Raw genomic sequence first — 18,850 nt, forward strand, 5'->3', positions numbered from 1 at the left:
GGGCGGGGGCGCGTTGCCGTATGTGCGGGCCGGCGGCCCCCCCGCCCCGGGGCGCCCGCGTCGCGGCGCGGCGGCCCCCCCCCCCCGGCGGGGGCGCCCCCCCCCCCGCCCCCCGGCCGAGCGCGCTGGAGGAGGTCCGGCGGCTGCTGGTGCACGAGCCGCGCGGGCACGCCGGGATGTACGGCGGGTTCCTGGTGCCGCCGGACGACGACGAGGCCCACCTGGGCGTGCTGTTCTGGCACAAGGACGGCTACTCGACCGCCTGCGGGCACGGCACCATCGCGCTCGGCGCCTGGGCCGTGGACTCCGGGCTGGTCCCGGCCCCCGCGGACGGCGTGGCCCGGGTGCGGATCGACGTCCCCTCCGGGCGGGTCACCGCGCTGGTGCGGCGGAGCGGCGGGCGCACCACCGGGGTCACCTTCCGCAACGTGCCGAGCCAGGTCAGCGCCTTGAAGCTGCCGGTCGAGACCTCGCGGGGGACGGTCGAGGTCGCGGTGGCGCACTCCGGGGCGTGCTACGCCTCGGTGCCGGCCGCAGCCCTCGGGCTCGCCGTCGAGCCCGGGCTGCTGCCCGAACTCGTCGCCGCGGGGCGGGAGATCAGGGCGCTGCTGGCCGGGTCGGAGGCCGTCGCGCACCCGACCGACCCGCGGCTCTCCGGGGTGTACGGGGTCGTGCTGTACGACGAACTTCCTGCGGAGGAGGGGGTGTTGAGCCAGCGCAACGTCGTGGTGTTCGCGGACGGGCAGATCGACCGCTCGCCGTGCGGCTCCGGCACCTCCGCGCGGCTCGCGGTGCTCGCCGCCGAAGGGCGGATCGCGCCGGGCGAGGAGCTGCGGCACGAGTCCGTCATCGGCACCGTGTTCACCGGGCGGGTGGTGGGCGGCGGCGACCCGCTGGGGGAGGGCGTCGTCACCGAGGTCGGCGGGACGGCGTACCGCACCGGGGAGCACCTGTTCGTGCTGGAGCCCGGGGACGCGCCGGGGTTCACGCTGTGACCCCCGATGCCGTGACCCCCGATGCCGTGACCCCTGATGAGCTGCCCGGCGCGGGGGCTGAGCCGCTCCAGTACGCCGTGCCGGGCACCGGCGGGATCGGGCCCGCCGAGGCGGTGCGGGCGATCGAGCGGGTGCTGCTGGACGGGCTCGACCCGGAGGCGGCGCCCGCCCGGTCGGCCGTACCGGTGCCCGCCGGCGAGCTGCTGCTGATGCCCGCCGCCACCGGGCCGTACGCCGGGGTGAAGATCGCCGGGGTGGCGCCGGCCAACCCCGCGCGCGGACTGCCCCGGATCACCGGCAGCTACCTGCTGCTGGACGGGCCGACGCTCCAGCCGCTGGCGCTGCTGGACGGCGCGGCCCTCACCGCCCTGCGCACGCCCGCCGTGACGGCGGCGGCGCTGGCGCGGCTCGCGGTCCCGGAGGCCGAACACGTGGTGGTGTTCGGCTCCGGGCCGCAGGCCTACGGGCACCTGGACGCGCTGCTCACCGTGCGGCCGCTGCGGCGGCTCACCGTGGTGGCGCGGCACGCCGGACGGGCGGCCGCGCTGGCCGAGTACGGGCGGGCGCTCGGGCTGACCGCCTCGGTGGGCGGGCCGGAGGCGGTCGGTCGGGCGGACCTGGTGGTCTGCTGCACGACCGCGCGCACCCCGCTGTTCGACGGAGCGCTGGTGCCCGACCACGCGGCCGTCGCGGCGGTCGGCTCGCACGAACCGGATGCCCGGGAGGTGGACGAGGTGCTGGTCGGGCGGGCCGAACTGTACGTGGAGGCGCGGGCCGTCGCGGCCCGGGAGGCCGGGGACCTGCTGCTGGCGGGCGCGCTCGGGCGGCGGCAGGTGTGGAACCTGGCCGAGCTGCTGCGCGGCGACGCACTGCTGCCGCAGGGGCGGCCGCGGTTCTTCAAGAGCGTCGGGATGGCCTGGGAGGACCTGGCGGTGGCGGCGGAGGTGTACCGGGCCGGGGCGCCGTCGTCGCCTCAGTCCCCGTAGAGGCTGAGCCAACTCCCCGGTATAGCTGCGCAGTTGGCGAGCAGGTTGCGCAGGTCGCGGACGGCCGCCCGCTGCGGTTCGGTGGTGCAGCGGGCGAGCAGGGCGGTGGCCTCCTCGAAGGCGGCGGCCGCGTCCTGCTCGTTGAAGTGGGTGTCGCCGTACGGGTCGATCCGGGCGAGCCGGTGGTCGGCGGGCCGGGTGTGCGCGGCCAGGGCGGCGGCGAGGGCCGGGCCGTGGCCGGTGGACAGGTGCAGCAGGGCGGGGGCGGTGCGGCCGGCGTCGGGCCGGCCGTCGTGCAGGGCGATCTCGATGCCCACGTTCCGGTCTCTCCGTTCGTCCGAGGGTGTTCCGGCGGTCGCCGGTGTGGCGTCGACCGTTGTGCCGACCGGTGGTCGCTGCCACCATGAACGTCGGCGGCGGCGACCGTGACAGGCTGTTCGGATTCCCGGCTTGTTGCACGCTCAACGTAACGTGACATTGTACGCTGGTGTTCTGCACCCACCGGAGGAACACCATGGCCGAGCTCAAGTCCCGCACCCTGATCTCCGTGCAGGAGCGGCTCCGAGACCAGGTCGCCCACGCGCTCCGGGCGGCCCTGATCTCCGGCGAACTGCGCCCCGGCGTCGTCTACTCCGCCCCCGCCCTCGCCGCCGACTTCGGTGTCTCCGCGACCCCCGTCCGCGAGGCCATGCTCGACCTCGCCCGGGAGGGCCTGGTCGAGGCCGTCCGCAACAAGGGCTTCCGGGTCACCGAACTGACCGAGCGCGACCTCGACGACTACACCGGCATCCGCGCCCTGATCGAGGTCCCCACCGTCGGCCTGGTCACCCGCACCGCCACCAAGGAGCAGCTGGAGCGGCTGCGCCCCGAGGCCGAGGCGATCGTCGCGGCGGCGCGCAAGCACGACCTGATCGGCTACCTGGAGGCGGACCGGCAGTTCCACCTCGACCTGCTCGGGCTGGCCGGCAACGCCCGGCTGGTGGAGGTCGTCGGCGACCTGCGCAAGCGCTCCCGGCTGTACGGGCTGACCCGGCTGGACGAGCTGGGGCAGCTGGTCTCCTCGGCGGAGGAGCACGTCGAGCTGCTCGACCTGATGCTGAGCGGCGACGCGGAGGCGGCCGAGGCCTGCATGACCCGCCACCTCAGCCACGTCCGCTCGCTCTGGGCGGGCCAGGACGAGGAGGCCGAGGCGGAGCGCCCGGGCCTGCGGCTCCGGGCTCGGTAGGGGGCTAAACCACCCGTTCGGGTGAATGCGGAGGATCGGGCGTCGGAGGGTGCCCGCGCTCTACCATGATGGTCCCGACATCGGCAGCCAGGAGGATTTCCATGTCCGCCGCCGCAGTGGAAGGACCCTTCGAGCAGGTGACGTTGCTCGAAGCCGCAGAGCTGATCTCCGATCGACTCGTGGGGCACCGGGTCGAGGTTCTTGGAGGACAGATCACGGTGACGCCGCCTCCGGACGGGCCGCACAATGACATGCTCACCGACCTGATCATCCCTTTGTCGGCGGCGGGGCTCCATGGTGATGTGTCCCGAGTGGTCCCGGGGATGGGTCTGTGGTTGCCGAGCGGACCGTCCGATTATGCGGTTCCGGATCTGTGTGTCGTCGATGCCGACTACCGAGAACACCTGATCGAGCTCAATTGCTATGACCCGATGGTCTTCCGTCTTGTACTGGAAGTGACATCGTCGAACTTCACGACTGATCTGAAGGTCAAGCCTCTGCTGTACGCCGAGGCAGGGGTGCCCGTCTACGTCATCGTGGACCGGATCGGGCGTCGGGTCCTGGTGATGACGGACCCTGTGGACGGCGTGTACCGGGAGCAGGCCGTCCACGCCTCGGGGGAGTTCACCTTGCCGGAGTCGATCGGCGCGGTGGTGGCCCTGAGCGTGGACGACCTCCTCTTCTAACGGGTCGGAGCGGGGATGGTCACGCGGCCGTCGTGGACCTCGGCGATCTGGTCGACGGCGGTCAGGTGGGTGCGGTCGTGGGTGACCAGGACGGTGGCGGTCGCCCGGCGGTGGGTGAGTTCGGTGATCAACTCCAGGACGGCCGCGCCGCGTTCGTGGTCGAGGGCGCTGGTGGGCTCGTCCACCAGCAGCACCGTGGGGTCGTTCATCAGGGCGCGGGCGATGTTGACCCGCTGGCGCTGTCCGCCGGAGAGCTGGTGCGGGCGGCGGGCGGCCTGGTCGCGCAGGCCGACGGCGTCCAGGAGTTCCAGGGCGCGGGGGAGGGCGCTGCGGGGGGAGCGGCCGTCCAGGTGGGCCATCACCTGGAGCTGTTCCGCGGCCGTCAACGAGGGCAGCAGGTTGGGCTGTTGGAAGACGATGCCGATCCGGGTGCGGCGCAGGGCGGTGAGTTCGGCGCGGCCGAGGCCCGCGGTGTCGGTGCCGTCCACGACGACCCGGCCGGTGTCCGGGCCGATCAGGGTGGCGGCGACGGCCAGCAGGCTGGACTTGCCGGAGCCGGACGGGCCGACGACGGCCGTGAGGGTGCCCTTGGGGACGGTCAGCGAGATGTCGTCCAGGGCGGTGAGCCGGCCGTCGCCGTCCGGGTAGGTCAGGGTGATGCGGTCGAGTTCCAAGCTCATGCGCCCGCCTCGCTTCGCTCGGCGGGGGCATTCGCCCACGCGCACCTTTCGATGGTCACTTCGCTTCGCTCGTTCAACGGGCGCTCCCCAGGGCGGTCAGCGGGTCGACGGAGGTGATCCGCCGGATGGACAGGGCCGCGCCGATCGCGCCGAGGGCGATCATGACGACGGCGGGCAGCAGCAGGGTCGGGGCGTCCAGGACGAACGGCACGGCGGAGCCGATCAGCGAGCCGGCGCCGAGGGCGATCGCGGTGCCGACGGCCGTACCGAGCACCAGCAGCAGCACCGCTTGGCCGAGGGCGTCGCGCAGCAGGTAGCGGGTGGAGGCACCGAGCGCCTTGAGCACGGCGATGTCGCCGCTGCGCTGGATCGTCCAGACGGTGAAGAAGGCGCCGATGACCAGGGCGGAGATGGCGAACAGGAAGCCGCGCATCAGCTGGAGGGAGCCGTTCTCGGAGGTGTACGAGCCGATCGCGGCGAGGGCGTCGTCCCGGGTGCGGGTCACGGTGCCGTGGTGGGCGTCGGCGGCGGTCAGGTCGGCGCCCGCGGCGGTGTGGAGGGCGATGACGGTGGCGTGGCCGGCGCCGCCGGGGGCGAACTGCTGCCAGTCGGCGAGGCTGGTCCAGATCACCGGGGTGTGGCTGTAGGCGGCGTCGCCGTCGACGGCGGCCACCTGCAGCGGGTGCCCGGCGAGGGTGAAGCCGGTGCCGGGCGTGAGGCCGCCCAGCTTCTCGGCGGCGGTCCGGGAGAGCACCGCCCTGCCCGGGGCGATCAGGCCGCCCTGCGGGGCCAGGTCGGAGCCGTCGGGGACGCCGAAGGCGGAGAGCGCGGCGGTGCGCTGTCCGGCGGCGGCCTTGGTGGTGGTGATGCCGAGCGGCTGGGCGGAGGTGACGCCGGGCTCGCGCGCCCAGGCCTGCCACTGGTCGGGGGTGACCTGGGAGTCGGTGAAGTTGAGTTCCTGGCCGTCGGCGGGCTTGCCGAAGACCAGGTGGTCGGCGGGCAGCCCGCTGATCGCGGAGATGTTCTGCCGGCCGAGTCCGGCGGTCAGCCCGGACAGCATGCCGACCAGGACGGTGATCAGCACGATGACGGTTCCCATCAGGGCGAACCGCCCCTTGGCGAACCCCAGATCCCTCCAGGCGACGAACACGGTGGGCCTTTCTGCGGGCGGAGCGGTGGACGGTGCGGTGGGGCGGATGGAACGGTGGGGTGGACGGTGCGGTGGACGGAACGAGCGATGCCCCCACGGTCGCCGAGCAGGGGGCCCGCGGGCATCGCGCCGGGGATTGCATCCTGGGCATCAAAGGGCAGAAGCGGAGTTCAACCTTTTGATTGATGCCGGGCACCGGGCCGGAACTTAGGCTGGAGGGATGGCGACCGAACGATCCAGAACCACTCCCGTCGCCCTCGTCCTCCGGCTCTGCCTGCACCTGCTGGTGGCGGGCCTGCTGGCGCTCGCCGTTGCCCGGGCCGCCTTCGCCGCCCGGGGCGGGGACCCGGCCGCCGTGGGCGCCGCGGCCTCCGCGATGGCCGCCGTGTACGCCGTCGGACCGAGGCTGGCCGCCGTGCACCGGTCCCGTCGGGGCGCGGCGCTCTGGCTGGCCCTGCTCGGCGTCACCTGGGCGGGCGTGCTGGTCGCCACCCAGGACGGGGTGTGGCTGGCGTTCCCGCTGTACTTCCTGGAACTGCACCTGCTCGGCCGGCGCAGCGGGCTGGTCGCGGTCGGCCTGACGGCCGCGGCGGCGATCGCCGGATGGTCCTTCCACCAGCACGCCTTCAACCTGGCCGCCTCCATCGGGCCGCTGCTCGGCGCGGCCGTCGCCACCGCCACCGTGCTCGGCTACCAGGCGCTGTACCGGGAGAGCGAGGAACGCCGCCGGCTGATCGACGAACTGACCGCCGCCCGCGCCGACCTCGCCGCCGCCCACCACGCGGCCGGCGTGCTCGCCGAGCGCGAGCGGCTGGCCCGGGAGATCCACGACACCCTCGCGCAGAGCCTCAGCTCCATCCAGCTGCTGCTGCGGGCGGCCCAGCGGGCGCTGCCCGAGCGCACCGAGGCCGCCGCCGGGTACGTCGAGCAGGCGCGGCAGGCCGCCCAGGACAACCTGGACGAGGCCCGGCGCTTCGTCCGCGCGCTCACCCCGCCCGCGCTGGACGGCGATCCGCTGTCCGTCGCGCTGGAGCGGCTGTGCGCGACCACCACGGCGCACAGCGGTCTGCCCGTCCACCTGCACGTCTCCGGGGAGCAGGTGCGGCTGCCCGCCGCGCAGGAGGTGGCGCTGCTGCGGATCGCGCAGTCGGCGCTCGGCAACACCGTGCGGCACGCGAAGGCCTCGCGGGCCGAGGTGACACTCAGCTACATGGAGGGCGAGGTGGCGTTGGACGTGTTCGACGACGGGGCCGGGTTCGACCCGGCGGCGGTGGCCGGCCGCACCGACGGGGAAGGCGGCTTCGGCCTGCCCTCCATGCGGGCCCGGGCCCGGGCGCTCGGCGGCAGCTTCACCGTGGAGTCGGCGCCCGGGGAGGGGACGGCGCTGGCCGTGCAACTGCCCGTCGCCCCGGCGCCGGAGGCCGGGCCGTGATCCGGCTGCTGATCGCCGACGACCACCCGGTGGTGCGGGCCGGGCTGCGGGCGGTGCTGGAGAGCGAACCGGACTTCGCCATCGTCGCCGAGGCCGCCACCGCCGAGCGGGCCGTCGAGCTGGCGGCCGGACCGGGCGTGGACGTGGTGCTGATGGACCTCCAGTTCGGGCCCGGCTCGGCGATGAACGGGGCCCAGGCCACCGCCGCGATCACCGCCCGGGCGGGCGCGCCGAAGGTCCTGGTGGTCACCACCTACGACAGCGACGCCGACACCCTGCCGGCCCTGGAGGCCGGCGCCACCGGCTACCTGTTGAAGGACGCGCCGCCGGAGGAACTCGCCCAGGCGGTCCGGGCCGCGGCGGCGGGCCGCAGCGCGCTGGCGCCCAGCGTGGCGGACCGGCTGCTGGAACGGATGCGGACGCCGGCCGCGGCGCTCAGCGCGCGGGAGACCGAGGTGCTCGGGCTGGTCGCGGACGGGCTGACGAACCAGCAGGTCAGCCAGCGGCTGCACCTGAGCCAGGCCACCGTGAAGTCCCATCTGGTGCACATCTACACGAAGTTGGGCGTGGACTCGCGCACCGCGGCGGTGCGGGAGGCGCGCGGGCGGGGGCTGATCCGCTGAGCCGGCCGGGCGTAGGGTGGGGGCGATCCGTGCCCGCAGCCGCCTGAGGAGCCGCTCCGATGACCGTCCGTCTCGATGACCTCGCCGTGCCGGTGATCGGCGCCCCGATGGCGGGCGGGACCTCCACCCCCGAGCTGGTGGCCGCGGTGAACCGGGCCGGCGGGCTGGGGTTCCTCGCCGCGGGCTACAAGTCGGCCGCCGCGATGGCCGAGCAGATCGCCGAGGTGCGGAAGGCGAGCGACCGGCCGTACGGGGTGAACCTGTTCGTGCCGGCCCCGCCCGGGGACGCGGCGGCCGTCGCCGCCTACCGGGAGCGGCTGCGGCCCGAGGCCGAGCACTGGGGCGTCGCGCTGCCGGAGGAGATCGGGCCGGACCGGGACGACTGGGAGGCCAAGCTGGCCGCGCTGGTGGCCGACCCGGTACCGGTCGTCTCGTACACCTTCGGGCTGCCCACGGCCGAGGAGGCGGCGGCGCTGCGCGCGGCGGGCACGCTGCAGGTCGGCACCGTCACCGGCCCGGAGGAGGCGCGGGCCGCGCAGGCGGTCGGCATGGACGCCCTGTGCGTCCAGGGCCCGGAGGCCGGCGGACACCGCGCCACCCACCGGGTGACGGACCGGCCCGGGGAACTGCCGCTGCTGGAACTGCTGCCCGCCGTACGGGCGGTGACGCCGCTGCCGCTGATCGCCGCGGGCGGGCTGGGCGACGGCCCGGCGGTCGCGGCGGCGCTGCGGGCCGGTGCGGCGGCGGTGCAGCTGGGGACGGCGCTGCTGCGCTCCGACGAGTCCGGCGCCTCGGCGGCCCACCGGGCCGCGCTCACCGAGCTCCCGGAGACCGTGGTCACCCGCGCCTTCACCGGCCGCCCCGCCCGCGGCCTGCGCAACGCCTTCATCGACCGCCACGGCCCGTACGCCCCGCCCGCCTACCCCGAGGTGCACCACCTCACCGCCCCCCTGCGCACCGCCGCCACCCGCCGCGCCGACACCGCCGCCATGCACCTCTGGGCCGGCACCGCCCACCGCCTGGCCGCCACCGGCCCGGCGGAGCAGCTCGTGGCGGACCTCTGGCGGAGCGCGCGGGGGGCCCGGCTCAGCTGAGCAGGGTGGACATCCAGGACTCGATGGCCGGGACGGTGCGGGGGAGGGCGCCGGACATCAGGTGGGCGCCGTCCTCGGTGATGACGAGGTCGTCCTCGATGCGGATGCCGAGGCCGCGGAGTTCGAGGGGGAGGGTTTCGTCGTCGGGCTGGAGGTAGAGGCCGGGTTCGACGGTGAGGACCATGCCGGCTTCCAGGGTGCCGTCGACGTAGTGGTCGGCGCGGGCCTTGGCGCAGTCGTGGTAGTCGAGGCCGAGCATGTGGCCGCTGCCGCAGAGGGTGTAGCGGCGGTACAGGCCGTTGTCGTCGGCGAGGGCCTGCTCGGCGGGGACGCGCAGGACCCCCCAGTCGGCGAGGCCTTCGGCGATGACCCGCATGGCGGCGCGGTGGAAGTCGCGGAAGCGGGCGCCCGGGCGCAGGGCGGCGATGCCGGCGCTCTGGGCGGCGAGGACGAGTTCGTAGGCCTGGCGCTGGACCGGGGTGAAGGTGCCGCTCAGCGGGAGGGTGCGGGTGATGTCGGCGGCGTAGAGGGTGTCGGTCTCGACGCCGGCGTCGAGCAGCAGCAGGGCGTCCGGGTCGAGGGCGCCGTCGTTGCGGATCCAGTGCAGGACGCAGGCGTGGGCGCCGGAGGCGGCGATGGTGGTGTAGCTGGGGCCGTTGCCCTCGGCGCGGGCGCGCAGGTCGAAGACGCCCTCGATCCAGCGTTCGCCGCGGTGGTGGCGCAGGGCGGCGGGGAGGGCGCGGACGACGTCCTCGAAGCCGCTGACGGTGTGGTCGACGGCGAGTTGCAGCTGCTGGACCTCCCAGGTGTCCTTGACCAGGCGCAACTCGGAGAGCACGGCGGCGAGTTCGTCGTCCTGGGGGAAGGAGCCGCGCCCGGTGGCCCGGTCGACGAGGGCGTCGGTGCCGGCCAGCACCCGGGTGGGGGGCTGCGGTCCGGCGAGCAACGTGTCGAGGTCGTCGAGGTGTTCGGTGCGCAGTCCGGTGAGCCGGGCGGTCTCGTCGAGGTCGGGGCGGCGGCCGACCCAGAACTCGCCGTAGCGCCGGTCGCGGTAGAACTCGCCGCCGCTGCGCGGGGATCGGGGCCGTACGTGGAGGACGGGTTCGTGGCCCTCGGGGCCGGCCGGTTCGAGGACGAGGACGTGGTCGGCCTGGTCCTCGCCGGTGAGGCCGGTGAGCCAGGCGTAGGCGCTGTGCGGGCGGAAGCGGTGGTCGAGGTCGTTGCAGCGGACCTTGAGGCGTCCGGCGGGGACGATCAGCCGTTCGCCGGGGAAGGCGGCGGAGAGCCGGGCCCGGCGGCGGGCGAACTCGGGGTAGCCGGGGACGCGTTGGTCGGCGGGGAGCGGGGTGGCGGCCCAGGCGGTGCCCATGAAGGCGTCGAGGGCGGGGGAGACCGGGAGGTCGTGGCTGCCGGTGGCGAGCCGGGGCTGGGGTTGGGTCACCGGTGAACTCCTAGGCGGGGGTGGGGAGCTGGGGCTGGTGGGACACAGCTGGGTAACGGCGGGCGCCACCTCTTGTGCAGTGCAATTTCACATTACTATGTTACGGGTCACACAGCGGCGCGGCCAGAGCCGGCCCCGCTGACCGATGCAGGCCCCCCCACAGCGGAGTTGCCACATGACCAGGCGCAGCCATGCCCTCCTCGCCGCCGCCCTCGCGGCGACCCTCACCCTCGGCCTCGGGGCCTGCAAGAACGACAAGAGCGACACCGGCGACGACGCGGCCCCCAGCAGCACCAAGGGCCCGGGCGCGGAGAGCGGTTCGGTCATCGGCGGCACCCCGGCCAAGGGCGGCACCCTCACCGTCCTGACCAACCAGGACTTCGCCCACCTCGACCCGGCCCGCAACTGGACCGTCCCGCACATGGACTTCGGCACCCGGCTGCTCTACCGCACCCTGACCACCTTCAAGGCCGAGCCGGGGGCCGCCGGCAGCGAGATCGTCCCGGACCTCGCCACCGACCTGGGCAAGTCCGCGGACGGCGGCAAGACCTGGACCTTCACCCTCAAGGAAGGCCTCACGTACGAGGACGGCAGCCCGATCAGGTCCGCCGACATCAAGTACAACGTCGAGCGCTCCTTCTCCCCGGACCTCACCGGCGGACCGGACTACGCGATCCAGTACCTGGCCGGCGGCGAGAACTACAAGGGCCCGCTCACCGGCGAGCACCTGGCGAGCATCGAGACCCCGGACGAGCGGACGATCGTCTTCCACCTCAAGCGCCCGGTCGCCGAGTTCTCGGACACCGTCACCCTGCCGACCTTCGCCCCGGTGCCGCAGTCCCAGGAGAAGGGCACCCAGTACGACTCCCGGCCGTTCTCCTCCGGCCCGTACAAGATCGAGACCTACGACCGGGGCAAGCAGCTGGTGCTGGTCCGCAACACCCACTGGGACCAGGCCACCGACACCGTCCGCAAGGCCTACCCGGACCGGATCGTGGTCACCGAGGGCATCAAGGGCGGCCAGGCGGACGACCGGATCATCGCCAGCGAGGGCGCCGACGCCAACGCCCTCAACATGCCCTGGATGCAGCACGAGTCGGTCGCCAAGGTGCTGCCCAAGGCGGACGTCAAGTCCCGGATGGCGGCCGAGCGGACCGGCTGCACGGACATGCTGTACCTGAACACCGCCAAGGCGCCCTTCGACGACCCGAAGGTGCGCGAGGCGATGATGTGGGCCGTCGACCGGGAGGCCCAGGTGACCGCGTTCGGCGGCCCGGCGATGGCCGACGTGGCGACCTCCTTCCTGCCGCCCTCGCTCACCGGCGGGGCCACGGCCGACCCGTTGAAGATCCCGGCGGCCGGTGACCCGGAGAAGGCCAAGGCCCTGCTCAAGGCGGCCGGGAAGACCGACCTCAAAGTCGGGCTGACCGTCTCGCAGAACGACAAGACCCGGGCCGAGGCGATCCAGCAGTCGCTGGCCAGGGCCGGCGTCCAGGTCACCGTCAACACCGTGGACCCGTCCGCCTTCACCGACACCCTCGGCGACACGAAGAACGCTCCCGAGCTGACCATCAACGGCTGGTGCCCGGACTACCCCTCCGCCGCGACCTTCCTGCCGTTCCTGTTCGACGGACGCACCATCAAGGACAAGGGCAACCAGGGCAACTACAGCCAGTTCCGGGACCAGGCCACGATGGACCGGATGGACGCGATCGCGGCCATGCCGGACGTCAACGAGGCCAACAAGGCCTGGCAGCAGCTGGACGAGGACCTGCTGCGCAAGGCCCCGGCCGTCCCGCTGATGTGGCAGCGCCGCCCGCTCATGGTCGGCACCAACGTGGCCGGGGCGTTCGGCAGTTCGGGCTACGCCGGGATGATCGACCTGGCCGTGGTCGGTCTCAAGGACCCGGCCAAGGGCAAGTGAGCGGCGCGATGAGCACCACCACCGAAGCCCCCTCGGCGCCGGCGGGCGCGCCGGCGGGCCCCGCCGTGGCGGCCGGGCGCGGGCCGTGGCGGCTCGTCCTGGACCAGCTGTGGGCCCGCGGTTCGGCCCGGTTCGGCCTGGTCACGGTCGGCGTGCTGGTCCTGGCGGCCGCCCTGGCCGGCCCGCTGAGCGCGCTCGGCGGCTGGTCCCCCGAGGAGTTCGACAAGCGTGCCGTGGACGCCTACCTGGGCGGCATGCCCAGGGGTGACTTCGGCGGCATCAGCACCCGGCACTGGCTGGGCGTGGAGCCGATCACCGGGCGCGACCTGTTCGCCCGGGTGCTGCACGGCGGCCAGGTGTCGCTGCTGATCGCGTTCACCGCGACCGCGGTGGTCGTGGTCACCGGCACCCTGGCCGGCGTCTCGGCGGGCTACTTCGGCGGCCGGACCGACGCCGTGCTGTCCCGGCTGATGGACCTCACGATGTCCTTCCCCTCGCTGATCTTCATGATCGCGATGATGTCGGTGGCCAAGGACGTCAACCGGATCCTGCTGATCACCCTGGTGATCGGCCTGTTCACCTGGCCCGGCATCGCCCGGGTGGTGCGCGGCCAGACCCTCTCGCTCAAGCACCGCGAGTACGTCGAGGCCGCCCGGGTCGGCGGCGCCCGCTCCTGGCGGATCCTCACCCGGGAGATCCTGCCGAACGTCTCCGGCCCGGTCATCGCGTACACCACGCTGCTGATCCCCGGCATGATCGCCACCGAGGCCGCGCTCAGCTACCTCGGCGTGGGCGTCCGCCCGCCCACCCCCTCCTGGGGGCAGATGATCGCCGAGAGCATCGCCCACTACGAGACCGACCCCACCTACTTCCTCATCCCGACCGCCTTCCTGTTCCTCGCCGTGCTCGCCTTCACCCTGCTCGGGGACGCGCTGCGCGACATCCTCGACCCCCGGGGAGCCCGCTCGTGAACCGCCACCCCGACCCCCGCGGAGGCCGGTCGTGATCCTCTACCTCGGCCGCCGCCTGCTCGGCGTGGCCGGCATCCTGCTCGCCATCTGCGCCATCACCTTCACCATCTTCTACCTGCTGCCCAACGACCCGGCCGCGGCCGCCTGCGGCAAGACCTGCAGCCCCGAACGGCTCGCCGACGTCAAGGCGGCGATGGGCCTGGACAAACCGGTCTGGGAGCAGTTCGCCACCTACCTGACCGGCATCTTCGCCGGCCGCGACTACGGCACCGGCCCGAGTGCCGTGCACTGCGGCTTCCCCTGCCTCGGCTACTCCTACGAGTACGGGCTGCCGGTCCGGGACCTGCTCGCCGACCGCCTGCCGGTCTCCGTCTCGCTCGCCCTCGGCGCGGCCGTGCTCTGGCTGCTGCTCGGCCTCGGCGCGGGCGTCACCTCGGCGCTGCGCAAGGGCGGCTTCACCGACCGGGCCCTGATGGTGCTCTCGGTCGGGGCGGCCTCGCTGCCGGTCTACTTCACCTCGATCATGCTGATCTGGGGCGTGGTCCGCACGGCCGGGCTGCTGCCCTACCCCTCGTACCACGCGTTCACCGACGGCCCGCTCGACTGGGCCACCAACCTGCTGCTGCCCTGGACCGCCCTGGCCCTGCTGTACGCGGCCATGTACGCCCGGCAGAGCCGCACCTCGATGATCGAGGCGATGGCCGAGCCGTACATCCGCACCGCCCGGGCGAAGGGGCTGCCGCCGCGCACGGTGACCGTCAAGCACGGGCTGCGCTCCGCGACGACACCGATCCTGACCATCTTCGGGATGGACCTCGGCGGGCTGCTGGCCGGGGCCGTCATCACCGAGTCGATCTTCGGTCTGCCCGGCGTCGGCCGGCTGTTCTACGACGGCCTGGCCCGCTCCGACCAGCCCGTGATCCTCGGCGTCACCCTGCTCGCGGCCTTCTTCATCGTCGTCGCGAACCTGCTGGTCGACCTGCTCTACGCGTACGTCGACCCGAGAGTGAGGTACTGATGGCCAGCCTGTTGGAGGTCGAGGACCTCAAGGTCGCCTTCGACACCCCGCGCGGCACCGTCCGGGCCGTGGACGGCATCTCCTTCACCGTCGAGGCCGGGCGCACCCTCGGCCTGGTCGGCGAGTCCGGCAGCGGCAAGTCCGTCACCTCGCTGGCCCTGATGGGCCTGCACCGCGGCGCCGCCGTCTCCGGCTCGATCCGGCTCGACGGACGGGAGTTGACCGGTCTGGGGGAGCGGGAGCTGGGCGCCGTCCGGGGCCGGCGGATCGCCATGGTCTTCCAGGACCCGCTGTCCAGCCTGCACCCCTTCTACACCGTCGGCGAACAGATCGCCGAGCACTACCGGGTGCACTTCCGGGCGGGCCGCAAGGCCGGCCGGGCCCGGGCCGTCGAGATGCTCGCCGAGGTCGGCATCCCGGAACCGGCCCGCCGGGTCGACGAGTACCCGCACCAGTTCTCCGGCGGCATGCGCCAGCGCGTCATGATCGCCATGGCGCTCGCCTGCGAACCGGACCTGCTGATCGCCGACGAGCCCACCACCGCGCTGGACGTCACCGTCCAGGCGCAGATCCTCGACCTGATCGCCCGGATCCAGCAGGACCGCGGGCTCGGCGTCGTGATGATCACCCACGACCTGGGCGTGGTCGCCCGGGTCGCCCATGAAGTGCTGGTCATGTACGGCGGCCGAGCGGCCGAACAGGCCCCGGCGGAACGGCTGTTCGCCGCACCCGCGCACCCGTACACCCGCGGGCTGCTGGACTCGCTGCCGCGCCTGGACGACTCCGACGACGCCCCGCTGCGGGCCATCCCCGGCAGCCCGCTCTCGCTGCTCACCCCCGCCCCCGGCTGCTCCTTCGCCCCGCGCTGCGCCCGCACCACCGCAGCGACCGCGGAGGAGCACGCCCGCTGCCTGGCCGAGCGCCCGCCGCTCGACCCGTCCGGCCCGCCCGGGGCCGGCCACCGGGCCGCCTGCCATCTGCCACTGGTGCCGGAAGGGGCCCTCTGATGGCCGAACCGCTGTTGTCCGTACGGGACTTGGTGAAGACCTTCGCCGGACGACGTACCCGCACCGGCCGGGCCGGTGCGCCGGTCCGGGCCGTGGACGGGGTGAGCTTCGACCTCGCCGCGGGCGAGACCCTGGGCCTGGTCGGCGAGTCCGGCTGCGGCAAGTCCACCACCGGCCGGATGATCGTCCGGCTGCTCGACCCCACCTCGGGCACCGTCACCTTCGACGGCACCGAGATCGGCGGGCTGTCCCAGGCCCGGCTGCGGCCGCACCGGCGGCACCTGCAGATGGTCTTCCAGGACCCGTACTCCTCGCTCAACCCCCGGCAGACGGTGGCCCGGATCATCTCCGAGCCGCTGCTGGTCCAGGGCGCGGGTGCCGCGGCGGCGCGCGGCCGGGCGGCCGAGCTGATGGAGCTGGTCGGGCTGATCCCCGAGCACCTCGACCGCTACCCGCACGAGTTCTCCGGCGGCCAGGCGCAGCGGATCGGCATCGCCCGCTCGCTGGCCACCTCGCCGAAGCTGGTGGTCGCGGACGAGCCGGTCTCCGCGCTGGACGTCTCCGTCCAGGCCCAAGTGGTCAACCTGATGGAGCAGTTGCAGCGGGAGCTGGGCCTGGCGTACGTGTTCATCGCGCACGACCTCTCGGTGGTCAAGCGGGTCTGCGACCGGGTCGCGGTGATGTACCTGGGCCGGATCGTGGAGATCGGCGACAAGGCCGAGGTGTACGGCCGTCCGGCGCACCCGTACACCCGGGCGTTGCTGTCCGCCGTCCCGCTGCCGGACCCGGCGGCGGAGCGGGCCCGGGAACGGATCGTGCTGCTCGGCGACCCGCCGAGCCCGGCCGACCCGCCCACCGGGTGCGGCTTCCACCCGCGCTGCCCCAAGGCGCAGGCGCGCTGCCGGACGGAACGGCCGCTGCTGGAGGTGGTGGGGGTCGGCGGGCGCCAGGCGGCCTGCCACTTCCCGGAGCAGCCGTAACCGGAAAAGCCCCCGGTCGGGCGTGGCGGGGAACCTCACGAGGGCCGCGTCCGACCGGGTACCAACCCGCCACTGCTCCCCCCGCTGGTCCCCCTACTGTTCCCCCTGCTGTTCCTCGGAGGGCAGCAGCAGCCGGGGCCCGGGCCCCTCGGTGGCGAGCTCGTCACCGGGGTTGAGCACCCGGCAGCGGCGCAGCGAGACGCAGCCGCAGCCGATGCAGCCGGTCAGTTCGTCCTCCAGCCGCTCCAACTCGGTTCGGCGGGCGCGCAGTTGCTCGGCCCAGCGGAGGGAGATCCGCTCCCAGTCGTGCTTGCCCGGCATCCGGTCCTCGGGCAGCCCGGTGAACACCTCGGCGACCTCGGCGAGCGGGATGCCGAGCCGCTTGGCGACCAGGATCAGCGAGATCCGGCGCAGGACGTGCCGCCGGTAGCGGCGCTGGTTGCCGGCCGAGCGCTCGGAGGAGATCAGCCCCTGCTCCTCGTAGAAGCGCACGGCGGAGGTGGCGATCCCGGCCCGGCGGGCCACCTCGCCCACGCTGAGCAGGTCGACGGGTGCCGTCCCGGTCATGGTCACCGCTCCTTGACTCGTCGCTGCCGCTCGACTTCAAGCTCTCTTGAAGTCCCAGCTTATCGGACGTGACCGAACACTCCGTTCCCGGGGCGCCACGATCGTTGTCGGACAGCGGAGTTACCCTGCGCAGTCGCCGCCGGCCGGTGCCTGCGGAGGACGGCGCGAACCCTTCTGCGGGGTCAGCGCACGGTGTACTCCACGGTCACGCTGACGACCACCAGTACCGCGTAGACCACTGCCAGGGTGGTCCGCCCGCCGGCGTGCAGCGCGAGCGCCCCGGTGAGCAGGGCCAGCAGCTTGAGCACGATCTCCACGCCGAGCGGCTGGCGGAACCTCGGCCCGCCCGCGGCCAGGAACAGCCCCCAGAACGCGGCCGCCAGGGCCGGTGCGCCGAGGCCCAGCAGCAGCCGGGTGCCCAGGCCGGAGCCGGTCCTGAACCCCCAGTAGCAGAGCGAGGCCAGCAGGGCGAGCTCCAGCCCGAAGGCGAGCCCCGCGTTGGCCATGGTCAGCGGGGTCCACTGCCGCTGCCCGACCGGTCCCGGTCTTTCGATCCTCATCCTGTGCTCTCCCCGTTCCGTCGCGGTCTCCGCGGTCAGGCGGAGTTTCCCAGTCGGTCCGGCGGGAACTCAATGGATCGCCCCGAAGACGTGTACGGAACAGGGGCCGGGCCGTAGCCTGACGCATGCAATGTCACACATCACCAGAGGGAGTACCGCCGTGGTCGACGACCTGAGCACCGCCGAGCCCCCGGTCCCGCTGCCCGCCGCCGAGGGCCTGTTCAGCGTCTCGCCGCAGGCCGCGCACCTCAACCACGGCTCCTTCGGGGCCGTGCCGGTCCCGGTGCAGCGGGTGCAGCAGGAGCTGCGGGCCGAGCACGAGCTGGACCCGGACGGCTTCTTCGCCGACCTGCCGGCCCGGATCGCCGGTGCCCGGGCGCGGATCGCCGCCGACCTGGCCACCGACCCGGAGCGGCTGGCCCTGGTCGCCAACGTCACCGAGGCGGCCGCGATCGCCCTGGACAGCATCCCGTTCGCCCCCGGTGACCGGATCCTGGTCACCGACCACGGCTACGGCGCCGTCACCCAGGCCGTCGCCCGCAGGGCCGCCGAGACCGGGGCCGAGCTGGTGGTCGCCGAGGTGCCGCTGGACGCCCCGGACGAGGCCGCCGTCCGGGCCGCGGTGCTCGCCGCCGTGGACGACCGCACCACCGTCGCCGTCCTGGACCGGATCACCTCGCTGACCGCCCGTGCGGTGGCCTCCCCGGCCCTGGTCGCCGAACTGCGCGGACGCGGGGTGACCACCGTGGTGGACGGCGCCCACGCCCCCGGGATGCTGCCCGGGCCGGTCGACCCGAACGCCGACTTCTGGTTCGGCAACCTGCACAAGTGGGCCTTCGCGCCGCGCGCCACCGGGGTGCTGTCCGTCCGCCCCGAGTGGACCGCCCGGGTGCGCCCGCTCGCGCTGTCCTGGGAGCACCACCGCGGCTTCCCGGCCAACGTCGAGTGGCGCGGCACCTGCGACTACACCCCGTGGCTGGCCGCCCCGGCCGGCTTCGAGCTGCTGCGCGAACTGGGCGTCGAGGCGGTCGCCGCCCACAACGCCGCGCTCGCCGCGTACGGCCAGCGGGTGCTGGTCGAGCGGGCGGGCCTGCGGGCGCTGCCCGCGACGCCCGGGGTGTGGATGCGCGCCGTACGGCTGCCGGCGGGGTACGGCGACACCGAGGCGCAGTACCAGGCGCTGCTGGGCGAGCTGTGGCGGCGGCACCGGATCCGGGTCGCCGTCCGGCCCGGTCCCGACGGCGCGGTGCTGCGGGTCAGCGCCCAGCTGTACAACCGGGCGGCGGACTACGAGCGGCTCGCGGACGCGCTGGTGGAACTGTTCAAGGAGTAGGCACGCGGCCGACCGGCCCCTGTTCAAGGAGTGGGCGCGGGGCCGGCCGGGCCCTGGTCGCCCGCCGCCCGCAGTTCCGCGAGCAGCAGGTCGCGGTCGGGGGGCGGGGGCTCGGTGGCTGGGGCGGGCGGCCGCTCCCCCGTGGAGGGAGTGGCGGGCGCCCCGCGCGCAGGCCCCG

At 74.1% G+C, this 18,850-nt stretch carries 19 protein-coding genes; 13 read left to right on the top strand and 6 right to left on the bottom strand.

The window, feature by feature from the left end:
• The first annotated feature begins 20 nt into the window (after positions 1 to 20).
• Together ACFWXO_RS17020 and ACFWXO_RS17025 are read left to right on the top strand one after the other, a co-directional pair.
• The gene (locus tag ACFWXO_RS17020) at positions 21 to 995 is read left to right on the top strand and encodes a proline racemase family protein (RefSeq protein WP_380524721.1); all 975 of its coding nucleotides are present in this window, start codon (positions 21 to 23) and stop codon (positions 993 to 995) included.
• A gap of 26 nt (positions 996 to 1,021) precedes the next feature.
• A complete protein-coding gene (locus ACFWXO_RS17025) occupies positions 1,022 to 1,981 on the top strand; it encodes an ornithine cyclodeaminase family protein (RefSeq protein ID WP_380524708.1) in 960 nt (319 codons plus the stop codon).
• Here ACFWXO_RS17025 and ACFWXO_RS17030 read toward each other — a convergent pair.
• Positions 1,969 to 2,298, bottom strand: a complete 330-nt coding sequence (locus ACFWXO_RS17030) for a hypothetical protein (RefSeq protein WP_380524709.1) — start codon at positions 2,296 to 2,298, stop codon at positions 1,969 to 1,971. The two genes, ACFWXO_RS17025 and ACFWXO_RS17030, sit on opposite strands and share 13 nt — an antisense overlap.
• A gap of 197 nt (positions 2,299 to 2,495) precedes the next feature.
• Between ACFWXO_RS17030 and ACFWXO_RS17035 the strand changes: the two genes are divergently transcribed.
• Both ACFWXO_RS17035 and ACFWXO_RS17040 read left to right on the top strand, forming a co-directional pair.
• Positions 2,496 to 3,206, top strand: a complete 711-nt coding sequence (locus ACFWXO_RS17035) for a GntR family transcriptional regulator (RefSeq protein ID WP_375890824.1) — start codon at positions 2,496 to 2,498, stop codon at positions 3,204 to 3,206.
• Between the two features lie 101 nt (positions 3,207 to 3,307).
• Positions 3,308 to 3,892, top strand: coding sequence for a Uma2 family endonuclease (locus ACFWXO_RS17040; RefSeq protein ID WP_380524710.1), 585 nt, complete (start codon positions 3,308 to 3,310; stop codon positions 3,890 to 3,892).
• Here the strand turns inward: ACFWXO_RS17040 and ACFWXO_RS17045 are convergent.
• Together ACFWXO_RS17045 and ACFWXO_RS17050 are read right to left on the bottom strand one after the other, a co-directional pair.
• Positions 3,889 to 4,572, bottom strand: coding sequence for an ABC transporter ATP-binding protein (locus ACFWXO_RS17045; protein ID WP_380524711.1), 684 nt, complete (start codon positions 4,570 to 4,572; stop codon positions 3,889 to 3,891). The genes ACFWXO_RS17040 and ACFWXO_RS17045 overlap by 4 nt on opposite strands.
• Before the next feature lie 73 nt (positions 4,573 to 4,645).
• On the bottom strand, positions 4,646 to 5,722 hold the full coding sequence (locus tag ACFWXO_RS17050; RefSeq protein ID WP_380524712.1) for an ABC transporter permease: 1,077 nt from the start codon (positions 5,720 to 5,722) through the stop codon (positions 4,646 to 4,648).
• Between the two features lie 220 nt (positions 5,723 to 5,942).
• Here ACFWXO_RS17050 and ACFWXO_RS17055 point away from each other — a divergent pair, with 220 nt between their 5' ends.
• From ACFWXO_RS17055 to ACFWXO_RS17065, 3 genes are read left to right on the top strand one after another with little or no spacing between them, the layout of a single operon-like run.
• Positions 5,943 to 7,154 carry a sensor histidine kinase gene (locus tag ACFWXO_RS17055; protein WP_380524713.1) on the top strand — a complete coding sequence of 404 codons (1,212 nt, stop codon included), beginning with the start codon at positions 5,943 to 5,945 and terminating at the stop codon, positions 7,152 to 7,154.
• Positions 7,151 to 7,777, top strand: a complete 627-nt coding sequence (locus ACFWXO_RS17060) for a response regulator (protein WP_375890835.1) — start codon at positions 7,151 to 7,153, stop codon at positions 7,775 to 7,777. Before ACFWXO_RS17055 ends, ACFWXO_RS17060 begins: the two co-directional genes overlap by 4 nt.
• Positions 7,778 to 7,836: 59 nt before the next feature.
• Positions 7,837 to 8,871: a nitronate monooxygenase gene (locus tag ACFWXO_RS17065; RefSeq protein ID WP_375890837.1), complete on the top strand. Its 1,035-nt coding sequence runs from the start codon at positions 7,837 to 7,839 to the stop codon at positions 8,869 to 8,871.
• On the opposite strand, the gene ACFWXO_RS17070 is transcribed toward ACFWXO_RS17065, so the two are convergent.
• Entirely contained in the window at positions 8,864 to 10,312 is a 1,449-nt protein-coding gene (locus tag ACFWXO_RS17070; protein ID WP_380524714.1) for an aminopeptidase P family protein, read from the bottom strand. The two genes, ACFWXO_RS17065 and ACFWXO_RS17070, sit on opposite strands and share 8 nt — an antisense overlap.
• Before the next feature lie 175 nt (positions 10,313 to 10,487).
• Between ACFWXO_RS17070 and ACFWXO_RS17075 the strand changes: the two genes are divergently transcribed.
• Genes ACFWXO_RS17075 through ACFWXO_RS17095 form a run of 5 tightly spaced genes read left to right on the top strand, consistent with a single transcriptional unit; the run spans position 10,488 to position 16,212 of the window.
• Positions 10,488 to 12,236 carry an ABC transporter substrate-binding protein gene (locus ACFWXO_RS17075; RefSeq protein ID WP_380524715.1) on the top strand — a complete coding sequence of 583 codons (1,749 nt, stop codon included), beginning with the start codon at positions 10,488 to 10,490 and terminating at the stop codon, positions 12,234 to 12,236.
• A gap of 8 nt (positions 12,237 to 12,244) precedes the next feature.
• Positions 12,245 to 13,207, top strand: a complete 963-nt coding sequence (locus ACFWXO_RS17080; RefSeq protein ID WP_375890842.1) for an ABC transporter permease — start codon at positions 12,245 to 12,247, stop codon at positions 13,205 to 13,207.
• A gap of 31 nt (positions 13,208 to 13,238) precedes the next feature.
• Positions 13,239 to 14,225: an ABC transporter permease gene (locus tag ACFWXO_RS17085; protein ID WP_380524716.1), complete on the top strand. Its 987-nt coding sequence runs from the start codon at positions 13,239 to 13,241 to the stop codon at positions 14,223 to 14,225.
• A complete protein-coding gene (locus ACFWXO_RS17090; RefSeq protein ID WP_380524717.1) occupies positions 14,225 to 15,232 on the top strand; it encodes an ABC transporter ATP-binding protein in 1,008 nt (335 codons plus the stop codon). Before ACFWXO_RS17085 ends, ACFWXO_RS17090 begins: the two co-directional genes overlap by 1 nt.
• On the top strand, positions 15,232 to 16,212 hold the full coding sequence (locus tag ACFWXO_RS17095; RefSeq protein ID WP_380524718.1) for an ABC transporter ATP-binding protein: 981 nt from the start codon (positions 15,232 to 15,234) through the stop codon (positions 16,210 to 16,212). The genes ACFWXO_RS17090 and ACFWXO_RS17095 overlap by 1 nt, the downstream gene beginning before the upstream one ends.
• Before the next feature lie 93 nt (positions 16,213 to 16,305).
• On the opposite strand, the gene soxR is transcribed toward ACFWXO_RS17095, so the two are convergent.
• Complete coding sequence (soxR, locus tag ACFWXO_RS17100; RefSeq protein WP_375890850.1) at positions 16,306 to 16,779, bottom strand: redox-sensitive transcriptional activator SoxR; 474 nt, start codon at positions 16,777 to 16,779, stop codon at positions 16,306 to 16,308.
• A gap of 182 nt (positions 16,780 to 16,961) precedes the next feature.
• The gene (locus ACFWXO_RS17105) at positions 16,962 to 17,339 is read right to left on the bottom strand and encodes a DUF2568 domain-containing protein (protein ID WP_375890851.1); all 378 of its coding nucleotides are present in this window, start codon (positions 17,337 to 17,339) and stop codon (positions 16,962 to 16,964) included.
• A 130-nt stretch (positions 17,340 to 17,469) separates the two neighbouring features.
• Between ACFWXO_RS17105 and ACFWXO_RS17110 the strand changes: the two genes are divergently transcribed.
• Entirely contained in the window at positions 17,470 to 18,672 is a 1,203-nt protein-coding gene (locus tag ACFWXO_RS17110) for an aminotransferase class V-fold PLP-dependent enzyme (RefSeq protein ID WP_380524719.1), read from the top strand.
• Positions 18,673 to 18,850: the final 178 nt, after the last annotated feature.

This window comes from Kitasatospora sp. NPDC059088 (assembly GCF_042738155.1).
In the GTDB taxonomy this organism is placed as follows: Bacteria; Actinomycetota; Actinomycetes; order Streptomycetales; family Streptomycetaceae; genus Kitasatospora.